Here is a 19,108-nt window from a genome sequence, read left to right as displayed (position 1 = left end):
CCCTTATCCCTTTGATTTTCCGGCAAGCATCAGCGCTATCTCTCCGGCGGTGATCTCTATGTCGGTGGTTATCTCCTGGGCCTTATTACGGAAGTAGAAAAAGAAAGCCATTACCGGGATACCGACGATCAACCCGAAGGCGGTCGTGATCAAGGCCTGGGACACGCCGGCGGCCAATAGTGTCGGTTTACCCAAACCTGCCTCAAAGGCGATAACGTTAAATGACTGGATCATACCTAAGACCGTACCGAGAAGCCCGAGCATCGGGGATATCGTTCCTATCGATGAAAGATAGCCGATCTTCTGCTGAAGGCCCGTAGCTTCCTTGCCGCCTACTATGGTCATCGAGTCCTGGATGATCTGTAGTTCATGGCCGCTTTTATCTATACCTGCCTGGACGACGTTGACCAGGAAACCTTTCCTGAGGCTGCCTAGATTTGTCGCCCCCTGCATATCCCCGTTCTTTATCGAAGTCTTGACCGCCATCAGATAATCGGCCGGCATCATGACGGATTTACGCAACGAGATGAATAGGTCGATTATCAGGGCCATGCCGAGTATGGAGCATAAGCCGATGAAGATCATGGTCCAACCGCCGGCAACGCATATCTGCCAAAATGTCATTCCTTTTGTCGCCGCAGGGACCGCGACTTCCTGAGCAAAAACAGCAAATGAAAATAAGATTATTACCGACGCCATAATAAACCCAACCGTTCGCACCGCATCTTTACGTAGCATCTTTCTTCCTCCCTTTTTCTAGCTTCTCCAGTTTAGCCTTCGATTTTTTGGCGAAATCGCTTTTAGGAAATCCGGCTATTATCTCCCTGTAAGTTACCAGCGCCTTTTCGTCTTCACCTAATTTCTCATAACACTCTCCGCTTTTAAATTTAGCGTTCGCGACTAGATCGCTTCTATCATAATAAAGCACCTCTACCCTAAGATAATTGACCAAAGCCTGCTCGTATGCGCCTTGGGCAAAATAGGATTCTGCGCTTCCGTAATAGGCATCAGGACGGTTTGATTCGTCTTTTGAGCGTATCACCGCGTCGTAGATCTTGATCGCATTGTCATGATCGCCCTTTCCGGATAAAAGAGCCGCTAAGTTCATCCTGGCCTTATTTACCGATTTGGCGTCCGGATAATCGCCGATGTAGCTATTATACAGTTCTATCGCTTTGGGGCCATCTCCCATTTTTACCTGGCAATCGGCCGCCTTAAAATAAGCCTCCTCGCCCCAGCTTAATCCTCCGTATTTTTGAATAGTATTTAAATAAAGCGGGTAAGCTTGTTCATATTTTTTAGCGAGATAATAATCCTGCGCCGTACGGAAAAAATCCGGCGCCTCTATCGTGAACCTGTCTATATTCGTTAACGGCACGATTATGACCGCTTTTTGTCCGGAAACCTCTATGCTTAATCCGGACCTGTCTGTCTTTAATATAGAACCTCTTATAACGTTTCCGTTCTTTAATATGATCTCGTCCTGCGCAAAAGATAAAGCGCACCTGAATAAAAAGCAGGCAAATAAGAGCTTAAAAAGCAACCCGAATTTCTTGGCTGTCATCGCTTTATCGCCTTTAACCTTTCCCGCGCCTTTTTCGCTTCTTCGGTTTTAGGGTAATTGGCTGCGAGTTTCTCGTATAAAGCTCTTGCTTCCTGCCTGTTTTCCAGTTTTTCCTGGCATTCTCCGGCCTTAAAGAGGGACTCGGCGGCCAATTCTTCGCGATTCGAATATAGTATAGCAACGCGCTGGAAGCTCGGTAAGGCCTCGGCATATTTCTTTTGCAAAAAATAGCTGTCGCCTAATTTAAAGAGGGCCTCAACGGTCGTCTCGTCCTTGTAATTATCTACGACATCTTTATAATATTTGATCGCTTCGCTGAGGATATCGCGATTATAATAGGAATTCGCGATCCCTAATTTGGCCCTGCTTGCGTATTTTGTATCTGGATATCTGGATATTAATTCGCTGAAATCTCCGATCGCATCCCGCCATGACTTTAATTTCAGGTAGGCTTGGCCCCTCCCGAATAAAGACACTTCGGTAAGCGCATCATCTTTATATTTGGCCAATATATCGCTGTAAAATTTAACGGCTTCCGGTCCATTATTCCCTTTGACCAGGACTTGGCCGATAATATAAGCGGCATTTCCTGAGGGAGGAGTATCGGAAAAACCGTCATATGACGACAGTAATTTCTGCACGGTCTTGGCGGCATCCGGCGAATTTCCGGAAATAAGGTACAGGTCTGCAAGGCAACTGTATAATTCCGCCAAGATGGCCTTTTGCTGGGAATGTTTTTTCGCTAATTCCTCAAAAGCCGCGATCCCTTCCCTGTATTTCTTCTGGCTCAAATAGATATCGTAGATCCTGCCTATGACTTCAATGGCTAAAGGACTGGTCGGGTTCTTATCCAGGAAAATTACCAGTTCGTTCAGCGCCTCCTCCCGTTTTGCGGAATAGAGATAACTTACGCTGAGCCGGTACGAAGCAGCTTCTATTGTTTCGCTTTGGGGATATCTCTCGACCAGTTGCTTATAATACTCGGCGGCTTGGGCGTATTGCCTGTTATTAAAATATATATTCCCGATCTCATACGTAGCGGCCGGCGCCAATTTGTTTTCCGGATAGCTCTCTATGAATTTTTTAAAATAGGTTAGCGCTTCACCGGGCTCTCCCGATTTGGAATAACACCACCCTATATTATAGATCACATTATCTATATACTCCAACTTAGGGAACTTCTCTTCGATCATCTTATAGAGCTTCAGCGCTGAGGCATAATTATTCTGGGTCGCGAAGACATACGCCAACCTAAAAGCGAATTGCGGCGCTGACGGCCCGTTCGGATACGTTTTTAGATATTCCTTATAGGCCTCTTCCGCCTTAGCGTAGTCATTAAGGCTAAAGTAGCATTCCCCTAATCTAGATAGATTCTTTTCGATAGACCCGGCGTCTTTGGATTCCGCAAGCTGCTTTTTATAAAATCCTATCGCCTCTTTGTATTCTCCCCTTTCGTAAAAGGATTCTCCTATGAAGAAATTTACATCAAGTTTTTGCGCCCCTTTCGGGTCAAGGCGCGCGTAATCTTTAAATGCCTGGACCGCCTCGTCAACCTTTTTTTGTTTTAAATAAGCGATGACCAACAGGTGGCGCACGTCTTTTATCGACTCGCTTCCGGGATATCTTTCCAGGAAATCCTCGCATACTATCCGCGTCTCGTATATTTTGCCCAGTTCATAATAAGCCAGCCCCATTTGGTACCGGGCGAGTTCTTCCAAATTTGTTTTTTCCCCGAAAATCTCGCTCTTGGGTCTTACATTGCGGAAAAATTCCACCGCCTTGGGATAATTCTTGACCTTAAACGCGATCTCGCCCAGTTTAAAACATGCGTCGTTTCCCATCCTTGAGTCCTTGGGGATCGTTTTGAAAGTATCCACCGCCTTTTTATATTTTCCCTGCTCTTTATAGATACTGGCCAGCATGAATTTGGCGTCCAAGGCCCTTGGATCGGCCGGATAACCTTCGATCATTTTTTTAAAAAATGTCGCCGCTAAATCCAGCTTATCCCGCTTGTAATAAACGCATGCCTTGCTAAAGATCACATCGGGGACCCTGGACCGGTCTTTAGACAATGAGGCGCTATAGAATGAATCCGCCAGATCATCTTTTCCCATCCTTAAATAACATTCCGCCAATCCAAACTGGACTTTCGGCATCAAATCTTTCAAATATGAAAAGTCTTTGTTGATCCTCTTAAAATTCTCTTCTGCCCGCTGGTATTCGCCGGTTTCCAAAAAAGCGAAGGCCTGGTCGTAAATGGCATACGGGAGAAATTTGCTGTAAGGATATTTATTTATTAAGATCTGGAAAGTTTTAACAGCGCCGTCGAATTCGCCGTTATTTAAAGATTTTTCTCCTCGGGAAAATAACTCGCTGTCTGTTTCGGCGCCTGCTGAATTCATGGAACTGAATATAGTGAAAAAAATCAATATCGCAGATAAAAAGAATTTTACCATTCCCAATCGATAGTTCCATCCTCTTTTTCTTTTGGCGTCACTTCTTTCGGCGCCTCTTCCTTCTTAACTTCCTCTTTAGAGACTTTCGATTGTGTTATTCCCCCGCCGGGGATACCCGCTTCCACATCGTCCCATAATATCACGCCCGAGCTTTTCTGAGCGGCTACAAATTCTAAAGATACGCGTCCATTTACCGCATTTTCCGGGGCAACTCCTTGGACGGACATCAGATGCCAGGTATCAGGCGACATATTACTATCAAAATGCGGGCTCCGGACCGTCAGGTCATTCAACACGATCCCGTCCGCATTCAGCCATTCTAATTTTACTAGACCGTAAGAAGCGCCTTTAAGGCGGTCTTTGCCCGGGGTGTACATATAACAATTGATCTGGTAGGTCTTCCCTTTTTCTATCGGTGCCGCAAAATTTTGGAATATACCGCCGATCGCCCAAGCCTTAAACGAGTACCTGCCGCTATGCGCTGCCAGTTCCGAACGCTCGCTGTTTTGATGAAACCATCTTAACCAATATCGGATAGCGTCGTAATCTCCGGCCGCGCCGGGATTTTTGTTATCCAAGGTCTCTTCGAAACTGCCATTTAGGACAAGGTTCTCTGCGGAGGAGGAGGAGAGAAAAAAAGAAAGACAATACAAGGTAATTAAAAATACCTTAAAATAACTCTTTTGCATCTTCACCTCCTATCTGTCTAAATATACCACACAAAAGGGGAAAAATAAAGGCAAAAAAAATTGCCCACGAGGGCATTATTCTTACTAGTTGTCCATTTCGGCCTATTCTGGGATTATTTCTTCAGGACTTCCTTGAATTTCTGTGTAAGTGCCGGGACGACCTCGTTTAAGTCGCCTACTATGCCGTAGGTGGCAACTGTAAATATCGGCGCTAGAGGGTCTTTATTTATCGCGATGATGATATCCGAGGACGACATGCCGGCCAAATGCTGTATCTGCCCGGATATGCCGCATGCGAAATATATCTTCGGGCAGACGGTCTTTCCTGTCTGGCCCACCTGGTGCGAGTACGGTATCCATTCGGCGTCAACGGCAGAGCGCGAGGCGCCGACAGCCCCGCCCAATACCTTCGCCAAGTCTTCAATGATCTTGAAATTTTCCGGTTTTCCGAGCCCCCTGCCGCCCGAGACGATTATGTTCGCCTCGGTGAGGTTCGCCGTAGTTGATTCCTCTTCTTTTATCTCCAGTAATTTCGTGCGGGAATCGTAAAGGTTTCCCGGATAGCTCTTCTTTACTACCTGGCCGGTCCTGGCCTTGTCGACAACGGCTTCCTTGAAGACTTTGTGGCGGACCGTCGACATCTGCGGCCGGTAATTCTCGCAGACGATCGTCGCCATGATATTCCCGCCGAACGCCGGGCGGGTCTGTAAAAGCAATTTCTTTTCTTTGTCGATAGCAAGCCCGGTGCAGTCGGCCGTAAGGCCCGTATAGAGTTTTACGGCCACCCGTGAGGCAAGCGACCTGCCGATCGAGGTCGCGCCGTATAAAAGTATTTCGGGCTTGAATTCCTTGACGAGCTCGACGATGACATTGGTATAAGGCTCGTCCATGTAATTCTTGAGTTTCGGGTCCTCGACGAGATATACCTTATCCGCGCCGCGGGAGAATAACTCCTGGGCCTTGACTTCCATCCCGTCGCCTATCAGGATGCAGGCGAGCTCTGTGCCTAGGTCATTGGCGAGCTCCCGGCCTTTACCGAGGAGTTCATATACGACGCTCTGGACATTGCCCTTCTTCTGCTCGGCGAACACCCAGACGCCCTTGTAAGCGCTAAGGTCCGCCTTCGGCTCGACCTTGCAGGTGGTAAGCTCTATCGCCTTGAACTTGCATATAGCCACGCAGGCGCCGCAGAGCGTGCACTTCCCGAAATCTATGACGGCCTTCTTGTCCTGCATGGTTATCGCGCCGAACGGGCAGCTCTTGACGCACAAGGTGCATCCCGTGCATTTATCCAGCAATATCCGTATGGAACATTCTTGGGAATTATTCTGTTCTGCCATTTTATGTTTTTCCCGCCGCGACAACCATGTCTTTTAACGCCTCGACGAGTTTAGCCACGACCTCATTCGTCTCGCCCTGCAAGATCTGCCCGCCTGTCCTCTTGGGCGGCGTAAACACCTTCTTTACGACCGTCGGAGAGCCCTTCAGCCCGAGCTTCTCCGGTTCGGCGTCGATATCTTTTGCCGTCAGCGTCGTCACCGGCGCCTGTTTGGCGCGTATCTTCCCTTTTAACGAGGGAAGCCGCGGGATATTTATCTCTTTTACGACGGTGATAAGGCATGGCAGCGGGGTCTCGATGACCTCGAATCCTTCCTCTGTCATCTTCTCGAACCTTGCCATATCCTCTTTTATCTCTTCCGTCTTCTTTACGTATGTGACCTGCGGAATATCGAGGGTAGCGGCTATCCCCGGCCCGACCTGCGCCGTGTCGCCGTCTATCGCCTGCTTTCCGCAGATTATAAGGTCGAACTTGCCGAGTTTCTGGATGCCTTTCGCGAGGGTGTAGCTCGTAGCCCATGTGTCGGAGCCGGCGAAGGCGCGGTCGCACATAAGGACCATCTCGTCGACGCCCATAGAGACCGCCTCGCGCAGCGCTGAATCCGCCTGCTGCGGGCCCATGCAGATGACCGTGATCTTGCCGCCGAGCTTCTCCTTTATCCTCAACGCTTCTTCTATGGCGTACATATCGAACGGATTTACTATCGATTGCACGCCCTCGCGCATCAGGGTATTGGTTTCGGGGTTGATCCTTATATCCTGCGTGTCAGGGACCTGTTTTATGCAGACGATTATGTTCACCCCACACCTCCTACTTTCATTCTCAGCGCTTGTATTATATAGAGATGCGTGGGGTTCATTTTCTCAATTGTTCTTTCAGCACTTCGAGCGCTATTATGTTCCGTTGTATCTGGTTGGTGCCTTCGTAAATCTGGGTTATCTTAGCGTCGCGCATGTACTTCTCTACCGGGTAATCGCGCATATAACCGTAACCGCCGAGTACCTGGATCGCGTCGGTCGTGACCTTCATAGCGGTATCCGACGCGAATAACTTCACCATCGCGGATTCCTTCGAAACATCCCTCGCTCCCGAATCTACCATCCTCGCAACGGCATAGGTCAGAGAGCGCGCCGCCTCTATCTGGGTAGCCATGTCCGCGATCATGAACTGGAGCCCCTGGAACGACGATATCGTCTTGCCGAACTGCTTGCGCTCGCGCGAATATTTGACCGCGTGGTCCAGCGCGCCCTGCGCTATGCCGACTGCCTGCGCCGCGACACCCGGGCGCGACTTGTCAAAAGTCTTCATCGCGACTATGAAACCCATGCCCTCCCGCCCGAGCAGGTTATCTTTATGGACCTTGCACTCATTGAATATGAGCTCGCGCGTCGCCGAAGCGCGAATGCCGAGTTTCTTCTCCTTCTTTCCGAAATCAAAACCAGGGGTGCCTTTTTCAACTATGAAAAAGCTTGCGCCGCGCGCTCCCTTCTCCCTGTCGGTCATCGCGATGACCGAATATATCTCCGCCTCTCCGCCGTTGGTTATCCACTGCTTGACGCCGTTCAATACGTAGTAATCGCCCTCTTTTCTGGCGGTCGTGGCGATGGCGCCCGCGTCTGATCCGGCGCCTGCCTCGGTCAAAGCAAAAGCGGCAAGTTTCTTGCCGCTGGCTATGTCAGGAAGATATTTTTGTTTCTGCTCGTCATTGCCGAACAATATTATCGGATATGTCCCGAGGGCGGTCGCCGCGAAGCATATCGCGATGCCGCCGCACGCGCGCGAGAGCTCCTCGGTCACGAGGCAAAGTTCCATCGCGCCGCCGCCAAGCCCGCCGTATTTCTCCTCTATATATACGCCGCAGAGGTCGGACTCGGCCATGACCTTCATTATATCCCACGGGAAGGTCTCTTTCTCGTCGTGCTCGGCGGCGACAGGCGCTATCTTCTCTTTTGCGATCTTACGCGCCAGGTCACGCACCATTACCTGCTGTTCGGTCAATAAATAATCCATCTTGTCACCCCTTATTGTGTTTTACGGAAGGAATTTCTTTACGGCGATGCACGCGTTGTGCCCGCCGAAGCCAAAGGCGTTCGATATGGCGACGTTCACCTTGGCGCTTCTCGCCTTATTCGGGACGTAATCGAGATCGCAGTCCGGATCCGGAGTCTCGTAATTTATAGTGGGCGGGATTATATCCTCTTGTACGGCCTTAACGCTGGCGATGAACTCTATTCCTCCGGCCGCGCCCAGACAATGCCCGGTCATCGATTTGGTGGAGCTGACCGGGATCTTATATGCCTGCTTTCCGAATAATTTCTTTATGGCGAGCGTTTCTATCTTATCGTTCAACTCGGTCGATGTGCCGTGGGCGTTTATATAAGAGACGTCTTCCAGCTTTAAACCGCCGTCCTGGAGGGCAAGTTTCATGCACATCGCTGCGCCCTCGCCGTTCGGGTCAGGCGCGGTCATATGGTAAGCGTCACCGCACATCCCGTAACCGGCGACCTCGGCATATATCTTCGCGCCGCGTTTTTTCGCGTGCTCTAGGGATTCCAGCAGAGCGATGCCGCTGCCTTCGCCCATCACGAACCCGTCGCGGCCCTTATCGAAAGGCCTGCTCGCCTTTTCAGGCGCGTCATTCCTCTTTGAGAGGGCCGTAAGGGCGCAGAAACCACCCACACCCGTCTCGACGATAGCCGCTTCGGTGCCTCCGCATATCATCATATCTGCGTAGCCGTGCTGGATAAGCCTGGTCGCTTCGCCTATCGAATGGTTCCCGGTCGCGCACGCCGTGGCGACGCAGGAATTTGGACCTTTTATCCCGCACGATATCGAGATCTGTCCGGGGGCCATATTTACGATAAGCATCGGTATAAGGAGCGGGCCGAGCCTCGAGGGACCCTTCTCCTTCCACACGAGGGTCTGGTCCTGGATGACTTTTAATCCGCCGATGCCGGAACCGACAAGGACCCCTATGCGGTACGGGTCTTCCTTGGTTATGTCCAAGCCTGCGTCCTCCATGGCCATCTTCGCGCCGTAGACCGCAAATTGCACAAAGCGGTCCATCCTCCTCAGCTCCTTAGCCGTGGTTATATACCTGGAGGCGTCGAAGTTCTTGACTTCGCAGGCGATCTGGGAATCAAAACCCGTGGGGTCGAAATGGGTTATCTTTCCTGCGCCGCTTTTACCGGCTAGGAGGGATTTCCACAATTCGTCTTTGGAATTTCCGACAGGCGTGACGGCACCAAGGCCGGTTACGACTACTCTTCTCTTATCCATAAAAAACTTAAGGACTACCCCCTTGTGGGGTTAGGCCTTGCCCGCCCTTTCTTCTATATACTTGATGGCCTCGCCGACGGTCTTCATCTTCTCTGCGTCTTCGTCAGGTATCTCGGCCTTGAACTCCTCTTCGAGGGCCATTACTATCTCTACCGTATCAAGCGAATCCGCGCCCAGGTCGTCGATGAACGTCGCCTGGGGGGTGACTTCTTCAAGTTTTACGCCTAATTGTTTCGCTATGATCTCTCTTACTTTATCCGCTACAGCCGACATGTACTCCTCCTTTTTGGGTTGACTACATGACCATTCCGCCGTCAATCTTGATTACCTGTCCTGTTATGTATGACGACGCGTCAGATGCCAAAAACATAGCCAGTTGCGCTACGTCGCTTGCCTTCCCGAATCTATTTAAAGGGATGTAGGACAACATCTGGGACTTGACGTTCTCAGGCAACTTGGCAGTCATGTCCGTTTCGATGAAGCCCGGAGCTATCGCGTTGACATTGACGTTCCTCGATGCCAGTTCCTTTGCGACGCTCTTTGTTATCCCTATTATTCCGGCTTTCGAGGCCGCGTAATTGGCCTGTCCGGCGTTGCCCATGATGCCGATTATCGAAGCGATCGACACTATCTTTCCGTACCTCTGCTTCATCATAACCTTGGCAAGCGCCTTCGTGCAATTGAAGGTGCCCTTTAGGTTTACGGCGATTACGGAGTCGAAATCCTGTTCGCTCATCCGCACGATCAGGGCGTCCCTGGTTATGCCTGCGTTGTTAATCAGTATATCGATTTTCTGAAATTTGTCAAGCGTCTTATTGACCATATCCTCGACCTGGGAGAGGCTTGTGACGTCGACGACAAAAGTCTCCGCCTTGCGGCCCAGAACCTCTATCTCCTTCTTGGCGGCGTTAAGCGCCTCCTGGTTTACATCACAAATGACGATGTCCGAGCCCTCTTTGGCGAATGCCAGGGCTATCTCCTTGCCTATGCCCCTTGCGCCGCCGGTTATCAGGCTCACCCTGTCCTTAAATATCATATCAGCCTCCTATCGCTTCTTTAACTGCTGCGACGTCCGCCGCGGTCTCTACGTTCAGGCACTCGAGCGCCGGGTCTATCCTTCTTAAAAGCCCTGCCAGGACCTTGCCAGGCCCCACTTCTATATATCTTTTAATACCCTGGCCTGCCAAAAACTTTATCGAATCCTCCCAAAGGACCGATGACTTGACCTGCGCGACCAGGTTTGCTTTTATCTCATCGGCAGATGATTCGTATCCCGCGTTGACGTTCGTGACCACTTTTATCTTCGGCGTCCTTATCTCTACCTTGCCCACCTCCGCCTCTAATCTTTGGGCGGCAGGCTCCATCAGCCCAGAGTGGAAGGCGCCGCTTACATCGAGAGGTATGACCTTCCTGGCGCCCCTTTCTTTAGCGAGGTTCGAGGCGGCCTCGACCCTTTCTTTGGCCCCTGAGATGACTATCTGGCCCGGGGAATTAAGGTTGGCTATCTCCGCGCCTGTCTCAGCGCATACTTTTTTGGCCTCTTCGAGGGAAAGGCCTATTACCGAGGCCATGATGCCGGGATTCCGGCGCGAAGCTTCTTCCATGAATTGCCCGCGTTTCCTCACGATCGCGACCGCGTCCTCGAACGCGAGCGAGCCCGCGGCGACAAGCGCCGTGTATTCCCCCAGGCTCAACCCGAGCGCGGCTTTCGGGAGGAGCTGCCCGGAAAGCGGCGATGCCGATTCAAGCGCCCTCAGGGCCGCAATAGACGCCGTCAATATCGCCGGCTGGCAGATATCCGTGCGCGTCAATTCTTCCTTCGGCCCTTCGAAACAGAGTTTTGTTATATCGAAACCTAATATATAGTTTGCTTTTTCGAATATGACTTTAGCGGCGGGAAACTGTTGGTATAAGTCCCGGCCCATGCCGACATACTGGGCGCCCTGGCCGGGGAAGATTAGAGCGAAGTCTACCATTCTATTATGCAAGAGCCCCATACGAAACCGCTGCCGAAAGCCACCAAAAGGACCTTGTCTCCTTTTTTGACGCGGCCTTCCTTGACCGCCTCGAAAAGGGCGACGATAGCGGAAGCGGCCGACATATTGCCGTACCTGTCGACATTCACGAAGACCTTCTCCATCGGTATCTTCACGCGCTCTAATACCGCCTCTATTATCCTTATGTTCGCCTGGTGCGGTATGACGCAATCTATGTCTTTCGCGGTTAACCCGGACCTATGCAGGACCTTTGAGCACGCGTCGGTCATGACGCGCACCGCATTTTTGAATACATCGTTGCCCTGCATCTTAAGGAAATGCATGCCTTCGGTGACGGTCTTGTGCGAGGCCGGATGGACCGACCCGCCTGCCGGGCACATCAAAAGCTGGCTCTTTGTGCCGTCGGCCCCCAGATAGGAAGAGATAATGCCTCCTGATCTTACGGGCGCTATTACCGCCGCCCCGGCGCCGTCGCCGAACAGGACGCATGTATTACGGTCCTTCCAGTCCGTAAAACGCGAAAGCAATTCCGCGCCGATAACGAGCACGTTCTTGTACATACCGCTTTCGACGAACTGCTGGGCTATCGCCAATTCATGTATAAAGCCGGAACACGCTGCGTTGATATCGAAACAGGCCGCGTTTACCGCGCCCAGTTTCGCCTGGACGATGCAGCTCGTCGCGGGAAAAGGCATATCAGGGGAGATGGACGCCAATATGATAAGTTCCACATCCTTGATCTCGAGTTTTGCGTCCTTCAATGCCATCCTCGCGGCGTTGGCCGCCAGGTCGGACGTAACTTCTTTCTCGTCGGCTATCCTGCGCTCGGATATGCCGGTGCGCGTCCTTATCCACTCATCCGAGGTATCGACCAGCTTTTCGAGGTCGGCGTTGGTCAGGACCTTCTTGGGAAGATAAGCGCCCAGGCCGGTGATCCCGGCGGTTATCCCTGTGTGTTTTTTTGTTGTTTTGGATTTTGGTGTCATGAAATTTTTTTGACTGACTCGAGGATATGCTGGTTGACTTGATGTTCGACGAACGCGCCCGCCACCCTGATCGCGTTCTTTATGGCTTTCGCCGAAGAACGACCGTGGCTTATGATGCAGATGCCGTTGACCCCGAGTAACGGCGCTCCGCCATGCTCGGCGTAATCCATCTGCCTCTTGACAGCCGTGAACGCCGAGGCGGTAAGCAGCCCGCCGAGTATCCTGAGCGGGTCTCTCTTGAGTTCGTCTTTTATGAATGAGCCTATTGTGCTGGCTATGGATTCGGCGACTTTCAGGACGACATTGCCGGTGTAGCCGTCGCAAACGATTACGTCGAATTTCCCTGCGAATATATCCCTTCCTTCGGCGTTGCCCTGGAAATTAAGCTTGCTCGATTCGAGCAGCAGGTGAGTCTCCTTCAGGAAATCCGGGCCCTTGTTCGATTCCTCGCCTATATTCAAAAGCCCGATCGACGGGTTTTTCTTCCCCAATATATGCCTGACATAGACATCACCCATAAGGCCGAAGCCCATGAGATGCGAGGGTTCCGGATTTATCGTCGCGCCGCAGTCTATCATCACGATCGGCCCTTTCATGGAAGGAAGCAGGACCGCGATCCCGGGCCGCTCGACGCCCGGAAGGCGCCTTAACGACATTATAGCGGCGCTGACAAAAGCCGCCGTATTGCCGGCTGAGACGACCGCGTCGGCCTTGCCTTCTTTGACCAGGTCGGTCGCTACGCATATCGAAGAGTCTTTCTTGTTGCGCGCGCTTGTCGCACCGGGCTCGTCCATCCCGATCACTTCGGAGGCATGGTGTACCGTGACTCCGGTCGGGACTGAGCCGGCCTTCGAAAGCTCCTCGTCTATCCTTGCCTTGTCTCCGACTATCACGACCTCAAAACCATATTCTGTAGCGGCAAGGATCGCGCCCTCGACTACTACCTTCGGCGCGTAATCCCCTCCCATACCGTCAACGGCTATCCTCATTTCTTCTTCACTTCCTTAGTCTTGATGTTGATGACCTTGCGCCCCTTATAGTATCCGCAGCTCGGGCATATCTGATGCGGTCTTACGGGCGCGAAACATTGCGGGCATTTAGTGACCTCGGGGGTAGCCAGCACTTGGTGCGTGCGCGATTTATCGCGCCTCATTTTGGAATGTTTTCTTTTTGGTAATGCCATTTATTTACTCCTTCTTTAGTTGCCGCTTTTCTCTATACGGTTCCATTTCTGCACGTCTGTCTTGTGGCCGCAGCTGCCCTCGTTCAAGTTCTTGCCGCAGACCTGGCAGAGTCCCTTGCAGCCGTCCTTGCATAACGGCTTGACAGGGTATTCAAGTATTATCTCCGAGCGTATATCGTCGGTGAGGTCCAGGGTCGTCTTGCCCTTTAAGTCATAACTGAAATCGAAATCCTTTTTGAAATCTATGGTGTAGGAAGAAAGGCAGCGGCTGCATACCGCCTCGATCTTGCCGCTCGCGGAGACATGCGCGTATGCCTCGTCCTTATCCCTGCCTATAAAAACGGAAAGGGATACCGGCGTGACGAATTTCAGGTCGTCCCTCGCCAGGTCCAATTCCGAGGCGTTTTGCTTCTCCTCGATAGCGAGCCCTTCATTCGGGATATCGTTTATCTTTATCTTCATCTTGATTTTTGCGCCAGCGCCTTGGCGACGAAAGGCGGGACAAAGCTCTTTACGTCGGCCCCGAGCGCGAACGCTTCCTTTATAAGTTTTGACGAAAGGTAAGAATAGGATTCGGAGGGCATCATGAATATCGTCTCGATATCCTGGGCCAGTTTCCTGTTGGTCAAGGCCATCTGGAACTCGTATTCGAAATCCGACAGCATCCTCATACCCCGGATCATGACCCTTGAGCCCTTGCCCCTTACGTAATCGACGGCCAGGCCGCCGAAATCCTCAATGACAACGCCCCTCATGCCCCTGGTCGCCTTCTTGAGCATCGCTATCCTCTCATCCACGCTGAAGAGGGGTTCTTTTTCCGCGTTGTGCGCGACCGCGATTATAACGGTATCAAAGATCTTGAGCGCTCTCTTTATAAGGTCTATGTGGCCGTAGGTTACGGGGTCGAAAGTCCCCGGGTAGACCGCTTTTCTCTTCATTATTTGGTTTGGCCCTTACAGTAAAAAGAAACCAGCGTGTCGCCGTACCTTGCGGTACGAAAGAGCCTCAGACCCCCGCTTGAATCGGGTAACAGGTCATGCTTGGAATGCTCTATAACCGCTACGCCAGTTTCGGATAATATATCACAATCGGCCAGTAATGACAAGGTTTTTTTGGCGATCTCCTTATAATAAGGCGGGTCCATGAAGATAATGTCAAATTTGGCATTATTCCGGGCAAGCCTCTGTATAGCTGCCAAAGAATCCGCGAAAATGACCTCGGTTCGGCCCGGGCCTTGTCCCACACTTTCATGAAAGTGTGGGACAAGGGCGCCTATGTTCTCTTTTGTCGCCTTTATTGAGGCGCGGTTATTGTCCACAAATATGCAGGATGCAGCGCCGCGGCTCAAAGCCTCCAGGCCCATCGCCCCGGAACCGGCAAAAAGGTCTAGCGCCTCCGCTCCCTCCGCCGCCTCTCCCAGAATATCGAAAATGGCCTTGCGGACGTTATCAAGGGTGGGCCTTATGCCGCCCGGCGCCTTGATTATCCTGCTCCTGAAGATGCCGCTTGTTATACGCATATCATGCCTTGAGCTCCGTCTTCCCGGAGAACTTGCGCCTGATGATCTCCCTGATCTTCCTGTGCCCGGGCGCCTTAAGCTCGGGATCGCCTCTCACGAGGTCGAATGCCTCCTTGCGCGCTGCCTCAAGCTGTTTTACGTTCGCAACAAGGTTGGCGTAGCGCAATTCCGGAAGCCCGTGCTGTCTTGTGCCGAAGAATTGGCCCGGCCCGCGCAGTTGTAAATCCTCTTCCGCGATATTAAATCCGCTGGTCGTGCCGATAAGGGCTTTGAGCCGCTTCTTCGCCTCTTCGGATTCGGTATCGGAAAGCAGGATGCAATAAGAGCGCTGGTTGCCCCTTCCTATCCTACCCCGCAATTGGTGGAGCTGGCTCAACCCGAACCTCTCGGGATTTTCGACGAGCATCACCGAGACATTGGGGTTATCGATGCCGACCTCTATGACCGTCGTCGATACGAGGATCTGCGCCTTTCCGGATTTGAAATCAGCCATCACGCGTTCTTTCTCTTCGCTATCGAGCCTGCCGTGGACCAAGCCGACCTTAAATTGCGGAAAGACCTCTTTTTTGAATTTTTCATACATATCGGCCGCTGCCTTAAGGTCTTCTTTCTTGCCCTTTTCTATTAACGGATAGACGATGAACGCCTGGCTTCCGGCAGCGACTTCCTGTGCGATAAACTTATATATCCCCTCCCGCCTTTGTTCCCCGACCCAATAGGCTTTCGGAGGTATCCGCCCCTTGGGCATTTCGTCCAGTATGGAGAGGTCGAGGTCGCCGTACAGGGTCATCGCGAGAGTCCGCGGTATGGGCGTGGCGGTCATGAAAAGCATATCGGGATTAAAGCCCTTTTGCTTCAACTGGACCCGCTGGTCGACGCCGAACTTATGCTGTTCGTCTATCGCGGCCAGGCCCAGATCCTTGAATTTGACACCTTCCTGGATGAGGGCGTGGGTACCTATCACTATGTTCGCCCGGCCCTCTTCTATGAGGCGTTTCGCCTCGTCGCGCGCCTCATCTACGACGCTGTTCGTAAGTATGACGATATTTATGCCGAGCGGGCTGAGCAATTTGTTGAGGTTCATGAAATGCTGCTGGGCGAGTATCTCGGTCGGCGCCATAAGCACGCCCTGATAGCCGTTCGATACGGTCAGTACGAGCGCATACGCCGCGACTATCGTCTTTCCGGAGCCGACGTCGCCCTCTAGCAGGCGGTTCATCGGCTTCGTGCTGGCCATGTCCTTCTCGATGTCTGCTATAGCTTTTGCCTGGGCGCCGGTCAGCTTGAACGGTATCACCTCCTTGAAAGATTCCAGGAGTTCCCCCCCGACCTTATGCGCGACTCCGTCATCCGACCCCTTTATCCTGGCCTTCCTCTGCGCGAGCGCGGCCTGCAGGGCGAAAAATTCATCGAAGACGATGCGCTCATACGCGGTTTTGCGCAGGCCCTCACTCCTGGGAAAATGGATATTGAAGAGAGCTTCTTTCAATTCGGGCAGGTTATTCCTTGCCCTTAGACCGGCGGGAAGGAATTCTTCCGCGCCGTCGAGATACCTGTCGAGCAAGTTCTTGATGACCGAGCGCATACCCCTCTGGCTTATCCCCTCCGTCAGTGGGTATATCGGAACAATTCTCCCTGTGTGTATCAGTTCCGTGTCCCGCTCTTCCATGGAAGAGCGGGGCTCGCCGTCGTCTTTTATTATCTCGAACTCGGGGTTCGTTATCTGGATATCTTTGTACCTCTCGACCTTCCCGTAAAGGACTACCTTATCGCCGGATCTGAACATTTTCTGCATATACGGCTGGTTGAACCAGACCGCGTAGATGACGCCGGTATCGTCACCCACGGCCATCTTGAATAACGCCAGGACTTTACCCCGCCCGAAGCGGGGTTTGCCGCGGCGCAGGCCTACGGTAAGCACTTCCCCTTTTATCGTGGCGTAATCGCCCACCTTGACTTTATTAATGGAATTGAAATGGCTGCGGTCTTCATACCTGCGCGGGAAATGGTATAAAAGGTCCTCGACGGTGGCGATATCCAGGCGCGCGAGTATCTCGGCCCTCGCAGGCCCGACTCCCTTCACATACCGCACCGGGATCTCATTTAAAGGCTGATTTTTGGTGTTGATGTTTTGCCCCGCTTGTGTTATCATTATACCCCTAAATAATACTTCAAGGAGGAAGTCATGTCAAAGGTATGCGATATATGCGGCAAAGGCAAGATGGCAGGTAAGGCCATCAAACGCCGCGGTATGGCCAAGAAGGACGGCGGTGTCGGCCAGAAGATAACGGGCAGAAGCATAAGGCGTTTCGCCCCCAATCTACAGAGGATAAAGGTAAATCTGAAAGGCGTCATCAAGACCCTCAAAGTCTGCACTGCTTGCATCAGGTCGGGTAAGATAGTTAAGGCGTAGTCCCTCGCAAGGGGTTTAATTAAACTTCAGGTCCTTAAGCTGCAGTTGTATCGACTCCTGCCCCTGCCATACATTGATCAAAGGCGTAAAAGCGAGATCGAAGACCAGCGAGGCGGAATCGAGTTTATAATCAAGGGCTTTCTTGAAACCGACCGCCTCGTAAGTCAGTTCCCCGTCCGTCACCCAGATCTTCAGCGTATTATAGTTAAGTATCTTCGGCTTCGCTTTAAGCGATAGCCCCTTCACCGCGAATACCGGCTTGCGGTTGCCCACCCCGAACGGCTCTAGCAATTCTAATTCTTTGAGGAATTTCCTGGTGATATCCTTAAGGGATATCCACGCGTCTATCTCGAGACGCGGGACCAGGTCCAGGGGCTGGAGGACCTCGTGAGCGACGGCGTTCAAGCTGTCGCGGAAGGCGTCTATATTCTCCTTCGAGATGGTTATGCCGGCCGCGTGCTCATGCCCGCCGAACTCTATCAGGTGCTCCTTACATTTTGAGAGCGCATCGAAGAGATGGAAATTCCGTATCGAGCGCCCCGACCCCTTGCCCGTATTCTCGTTGAACGCGACCAGTATCGTCGGCCTGTAGAATTTCTCGACTATGCGCGAGGCGACTATGCCTATCACGCCGGGATGCCATTTATCGCCGTGGAGGACTATCACCCTGTGCTCCTTGAAATTCACTTCGCGCTCGACCTTCGATATCGCCTCTTTAAGTATCGCCGCTTCCATCGCCTGCCGCTCGCGGTTGCTCTTATCGAGGTCTTCGGCGAGTTTTTTCGCCTCTTCTTTATCGTCTGTCAGGAGCAATTTCAGTGAATGCATCGACGAATTCATCCTGCCCGAGGCATTCAGCCGCGGCCCCAGGATGAATCCCACAGTCTCGGTATAAAATTCTTTCTTCTTTCCTATACCTGCGACTTCCATAAGCGCCCTTAGGCCGGCCCTCTGCGTCTTAGCGAGATATTTCAAGCCGTGTTTTACGAGCACCCTGTTCTCCCCGGTAAGAGGCGCGACATCCGATATCGTCCCGAGCGCCACCAAGTCGAGGTCCTCTTCCCTGCTCCAACCTAATGCTTGCATTAATTTATACACGAGGCCCACGCTCGCCAGATGTTTATACGGATAACGGCAGCCCGGAACGAACGGGTCCAATATCGCTAATGCCTCCGGCAGGTTGCCCTTCACGGGCTGATGGTGGTCGAGGATTATGGAGTCGATGCGATGTTTATTTAAGAAACCTATCTCTTCGGCGGCCGTGATACCGCAATCGACCGCAATGACAAGTTTTGCGCCGTCCTTACGCGCGTTCTCAAGCGCTTCGAGATTAAGGCCGTACCCCTCCTTCACGCGGTCAGGGATATAATTGTGCGCGTGGACGCCGTATCTCTTCAGCGTCGCATACAACAGCGCCGTGGCTGTCAGGCCGTCGACGTCGTAATCGCCGTAAACGAGGACGCGCTCCTTATTTTCTATGGCGGACCTTATCCGCGCGGCCGCTTTCTCCATGTCCTTGAAAAGGAAAGGGTCATGGAGCGATGAGAGGCCGCACGACAGGAAACTGCGGGCTTCCTGCGGGTTATTTACGCTTCTTTTTATAAGAAGGCGGGCGAGGACAGGCGATATACCCAGCGCCTCGGCAAGTCCGGCGCCGGCGCTGTCGTCTAACGATTCCATCTC

20 protein-coding genes are annotated in these 19,108 nt (G+C 52.1%); 1 reads left to right on the top strand and 19 read right to left on the bottom strand.

Going from position 1 to position 19,108, the window contains the following annotated elements; translation table 11 throughout:
* Positions 1 to 3 precede the first annotated feature (3 nt).
* The 18 genes from PHO67_06025 to recG form a co-directional block, all read right to left on the bottom strand.
* A complete protein-coding gene (locus PHO67_06025; protein MDD5546693.1) occupies positions 4 to 738 on the bottom strand; it encodes a MotA/TolQ/ExbB proton channel family protein in 735 nt (244 codons plus the stop codon).
* On the bottom strand, positions 728 to 1,564 hold the full coding sequence (locus tag PHO67_06020) for a tetratricopeptide repeat protein (GenBank protein ID MDD5546692.1): 837 nt from the start codon (positions 1,562 to 1,564) through the stop codon (positions 728 to 730). The genes PHO67_06025 and PHO67_06020 overlap by 11 nt, the downstream gene beginning before the upstream one ends.
* Entirely contained in the window at positions 1,561 to 3,966 is a 2,406-nt protein-coding gene (locus PHO67_06015; GenBank protein ID MDD5546691.1) for a tetratricopeptide repeat protein, read from the bottom strand. Before PHO67_06015 ends, PHO67_06020 begins: the two co-directional genes overlap by 4 nt.
* A gap of 47 nt (positions 3,967 to 4,013) precedes the next feature.
* A complete protein-coding gene (locus tag PHO67_06010; protein ID MDD5546690.1) occupies positions 4,014 to 4,709 on the bottom strand; it encodes a hypothetical protein in 696 nt (231 codons plus the stop codon).
* A 113-nt stretch (positions 4,710 to 4,822) separates the two neighbouring features.
* Positions 4,823 to 6,049, bottom strand: a complete 1,227-nt coding sequence (locus PHO67_06005; protein MDD5546689.1) for an electron transfer flavoprotein subunit alpha — start codon at positions 6,047 to 6,049, stop codon at positions 4,823 to 4,825.
* Position 6,050: 1 nt separating this feature from the next.
* On the bottom strand, positions 6,051 to 6,848 hold the full coding sequence (locus PHO67_06000) for an electron transfer flavoprotein subunit beta/FixA family protein (protein ID MDD5546688.1): 798 nt from the start codon (positions 6,846 to 6,848) through the stop codon (positions 6,051 to 6,053).
* A 55-nt stretch (positions 6,849 to 6,903) separates the two neighbouring features.
* Entirely contained in the window at positions 6,904 to 8,058 is a 1,155-nt protein-coding gene (locus PHO67_05995) for an acyl-CoA dehydrogenase family protein (GenBank protein ID MDD5546687.1), read from the bottom strand.
* A 21-nt stretch (positions 8,059 to 8,079) separates the two neighbouring features.
* The gene (fabF, locus tag PHO67_05990; protein ID MDD5546686.1) at positions 8,080 to 9,327 is read right to left on the bottom strand and encodes a beta-ketoacyl-ACP synthase II; all 1,248 of its coding nucleotides are present in this window, start codon (positions 9,325 to 9,327) and stop codon (positions 8,080 to 8,082) included.
* Positions 9,328 to 9,357: 30 nt separating this feature from the next.
* On the bottom strand, positions 9,358 to 9,600 hold the full coding sequence (gene acpP, locus PHO67_05985) for an acyl carrier protein (GenBank protein MDD5546685.1): 243 nt from the start codon (positions 9,598 to 9,600) through the stop codon (positions 9,358 to 9,360).
* 22 nt (positions 9,601 to 9,622) lie between these two features.
* Complete coding sequence (fabG, locus tag PHO67_05980; protein MDD5546684.1) at positions 9,623 to 10,363, bottom strand: 3-oxoacyl-[acyl-carrier-protein] reductase; 741 nt, start codon at positions 10,361 to 10,363, stop codon at positions 9,623 to 9,625.
* Position 10,364: 1 nt separating this feature from the next.
* Positions 10,365 to 11,303 carry an ACP S-malonyltransferase gene (gene fabD, locus PHO67_05975; GenBank protein MDD5546683.1) on the bottom strand — a complete coding sequence of 313 codons (939 nt, stop codon included), beginning with the start codon at positions 11,301 to 11,303 and terminating at the stop codon, positions 10,365 to 10,367.
* Positions 11,297 to 12,310, bottom strand: a complete 1,014-nt coding sequence (locus PHO67_05970; GenBank protein MDD5546682.1) for a ketoacyl-ACP synthase III — start codon at positions 12,308 to 12,310, stop codon at positions 11,297 to 11,299. Before PHO67_05970 ends, fabD begins: the two co-directional genes overlap by 7 nt.
* Positions 12,307 to 13,299: a phosphate acyltransferase PlsX gene (plsX, locus tag PHO67_05965; protein ID MDD5546681.1), complete on the bottom strand. Its 993-nt coding sequence runs from the start codon at positions 13,297 to 13,299 to the stop codon at positions 12,307 to 12,309. The genes PHO67_05970 and plsX overlap by 4 nt, the downstream gene beginning before the upstream one ends.
* Positions 13,296 to 13,493, bottom strand: coding sequence for a 50S ribosomal protein L32 (gene rpmF / locus PHO67_05960; protein MDD5546680.1), 198 nt, complete (start codon positions 13,491 to 13,493; stop codon positions 13,296 to 13,298). The genes plsX and rpmF overlap by 4 nt, the downstream gene beginning before the upstream one ends.
* Positions 13,494 to 13,508: 15 nt before the next feature.
* Positions 13,509 to 13,955 (bottom strand): YceD family protein, encoded by a 447-nt coding sequence (locus PHO67_05955; GenBank protein ID MDD5546679.1) that lies wholly within the window; start codon positions 13,953 to 13,955, stop codon positions 13,509 to 13,511.
* On the bottom strand, positions 13,952 to 14,431 hold the full coding sequence (gene coaD / locus PHO67_05950; protein ID MDD5546678.1) for a pantetheine-phosphate adenylyltransferase: 480 nt from the start codon (positions 14,429 to 14,431) through the stop codon (positions 13,952 to 13,954). Before coaD ends, PHO67_05955 begins: the two co-directional genes overlap by 4 nt.
* A complete protein-coding gene (gene rsmD / locus PHO67_05945; protein ID MDD5546677.1) occupies positions 14,431 to 15,012 on the bottom strand; it encodes a 16S rRNA (guanine(966)-N(2))-methyltransferase RsmD in 582 nt (193 codons plus the stop codon). The genes coaD and rsmD overlap by 1 nt, the downstream gene beginning before the upstream one ends.
* Position 15,013: 1 nt before the next feature.
* Entirely contained in the window at positions 15,014 to 17,164 is a 2,151-nt protein-coding gene (gene recG / locus PHO67_05940; GenBank protein MDD5546676.1) for an ATP-dependent DNA helicase RecG, read from the bottom strand.
* A gap of 33 nt (positions 17,165 to 17,197) precedes the next feature.
* Between recG and rpmB the strand changes: the two genes are divergently transcribed.
* Positions 17,198 to 17,425 carry a 50S ribosomal protein L28 gene (gene rpmB, locus PHO67_05935; GenBank protein MDD5546675.1) on the top strand — a complete coding sequence of 76 codons (228 nt, stop codon included), beginning with the start codon at positions 17,198 to 17,200 and terminating at the stop codon, positions 17,423 to 17,425.
* Between the two features lie 15 nt (positions 17,426 to 17,440).
* Here rpmB and recJ read toward each other — a convergent pair whose 3' ends face one another.
* Positions 17,441 to 19,105, bottom strand: coding sequence for a single-stranded-DNA-specific exonuclease RecJ (gene recJ / locus PHO67_05930; GenBank protein MDD5546674.1), 1,665 nt, complete (start codon positions 19,103 to 19,105; stop codon positions 17,441 to 17,443).
* Between the last annotated feature and the right edge of the window lie 3 nt (positions 19,106 to 19,108).

The sequence above is a fragment of the Candidatus Omnitrophota bacterium genome (genome assembly GCA_028716565.1).
GTDB lineage: Bacteria > Omnitrophota > Gorgyraeia > Pluralincolimonadales > Pluralincolimonadaceae > Pluralincolimonas.
Note: the sequence above shows the minus strand (reverse complement) of the source record. Positions and strands in the feature narration are given on the sequence as shown.

Bases quoted from the DNA above. Each gene is read 5' to 3' on its own strand.
- PHO67_06025 (MDD5546693.1), bottom strand. From the start codon at position 738: ATGCTACGTAAAGATGCGGTGCGAACGGTTGGGTTTATTATGGCGTCG.
- PHO67_06020 (MDD5546692.1), bottom strand. From the start codon at position 1,564: ATGACAGCCAAGAAATTCGGGTTGCTTTTTAAGCTCTTATTTGCCTGC.
- PHO67_06015 (MDD5546691.1), bottom strand. From the start codon at position 3,966: ATGAATTCAGCAGGCGCCGAAACAGACAGCGAGTTATTTTCCCGAGGA.
- PHO67_06010 (MDD5546690.1), bottom strand. From the start codon at position 4,709: ATGCAAAAGAGTTATTTTAAGGTATTTTTAATTACCTTGTATTGTCTT.
- PHO67_06005 (MDD5546689.1), bottom strand. From the start codon at position 6,049: ATGGCAGAACAGAATAATTCCCAAGAATGTTCCATACGGATATTGCTG.
- PHO67_05995 (MDD5546687.1), bottom strand. From the start codon at position 8,058: ATGGATTATTTATTGACCGAACAGCAGGTAATGGTGCGTGACCTGGCG.
- fabF (MDD5546686.1), bottom strand. From the start codon at position 9,327: ATGGATAAGAGAAGAGTAGTCGTAACCGGCCTTGGTGCCGTCACGCCT.
- acpP (MDD5546685.1), bottom strand. From the start codon at position 9,600: ATGTCGGCTGTAGCGGATAAAGTAAGAGAGATCATAGCGAAACAATTA.
- fabG (MDD5546684.1), bottom strand. From the start codon at position 10,363: ATGATATTTAAGGACAGGGTGAGCCTGATAACCGGCGGCGCAAGGGGC.
- fabD (MDD5546683.1), bottom strand. From the start codon at position 11,303: ATGGTAGACTTCGCTCTAATCTTCCCCGGCCAGGGCGCCCAGTATGTC.
- PHO67_05970 (MDD5546682.1), bottom strand. From the start codon at position 12,310: ATGACACCAAAATCCAAAACAACAAAAAAACACACAGGGATAACCGCC.
- plsX (MDD5546681.1), bottom strand. From the start codon at position 13,299: ATGAGGATAGCCGTTGACGGTATGGGAGGGGATTACGCGCCGAAGGTA.
- rpmF (MDD5546680.1), bottom strand. From the start codon at position 13,493: ATGGCATTACCAAAAAGAAAACATTCCAAAATGAGGCGCGATAAATCG.
- PHO67_05955 (MDD5546679.1), bottom strand. From the start codon at position 13,955: ATGAAGATAAAGATAAACGATATCCCGAATGAAGGGCTCGCTATCGAG.
- coaD (MDD5546678.1), bottom strand. From the start codon at position 14,431: ATGAAGAGAAAAGCGGTCTACCCGGGGACTTTCGACCCCGTAACCTAC.
- rsmD (MDD5546677.1), bottom strand. From the start codon at position 15,012: ATGCGTATAACAAGCGGCATCTTCAGGAGCAGGATAATCAAGGCGCCG.
- recG (MDD5546676.1), bottom strand. From the start codon at position 17,164: ATGATAACACAAGCGGGGCAAAACATCAACACCAAAAATCAGCCTTTA.
- rpmB (MDD5546675.1), top strand. From the start codon at position 17,198: ATGTCAAAGGTATGCGATATATGCGGCAAAGGCAAGATGGCAGGTAAG.
- recJ (MDD5546674.1), bottom strand. From the start codon at position 19,105: ATGGAATCGTTAGACGACAGCGCCGGCGCCGGACTTGCCGAGGCGCTG.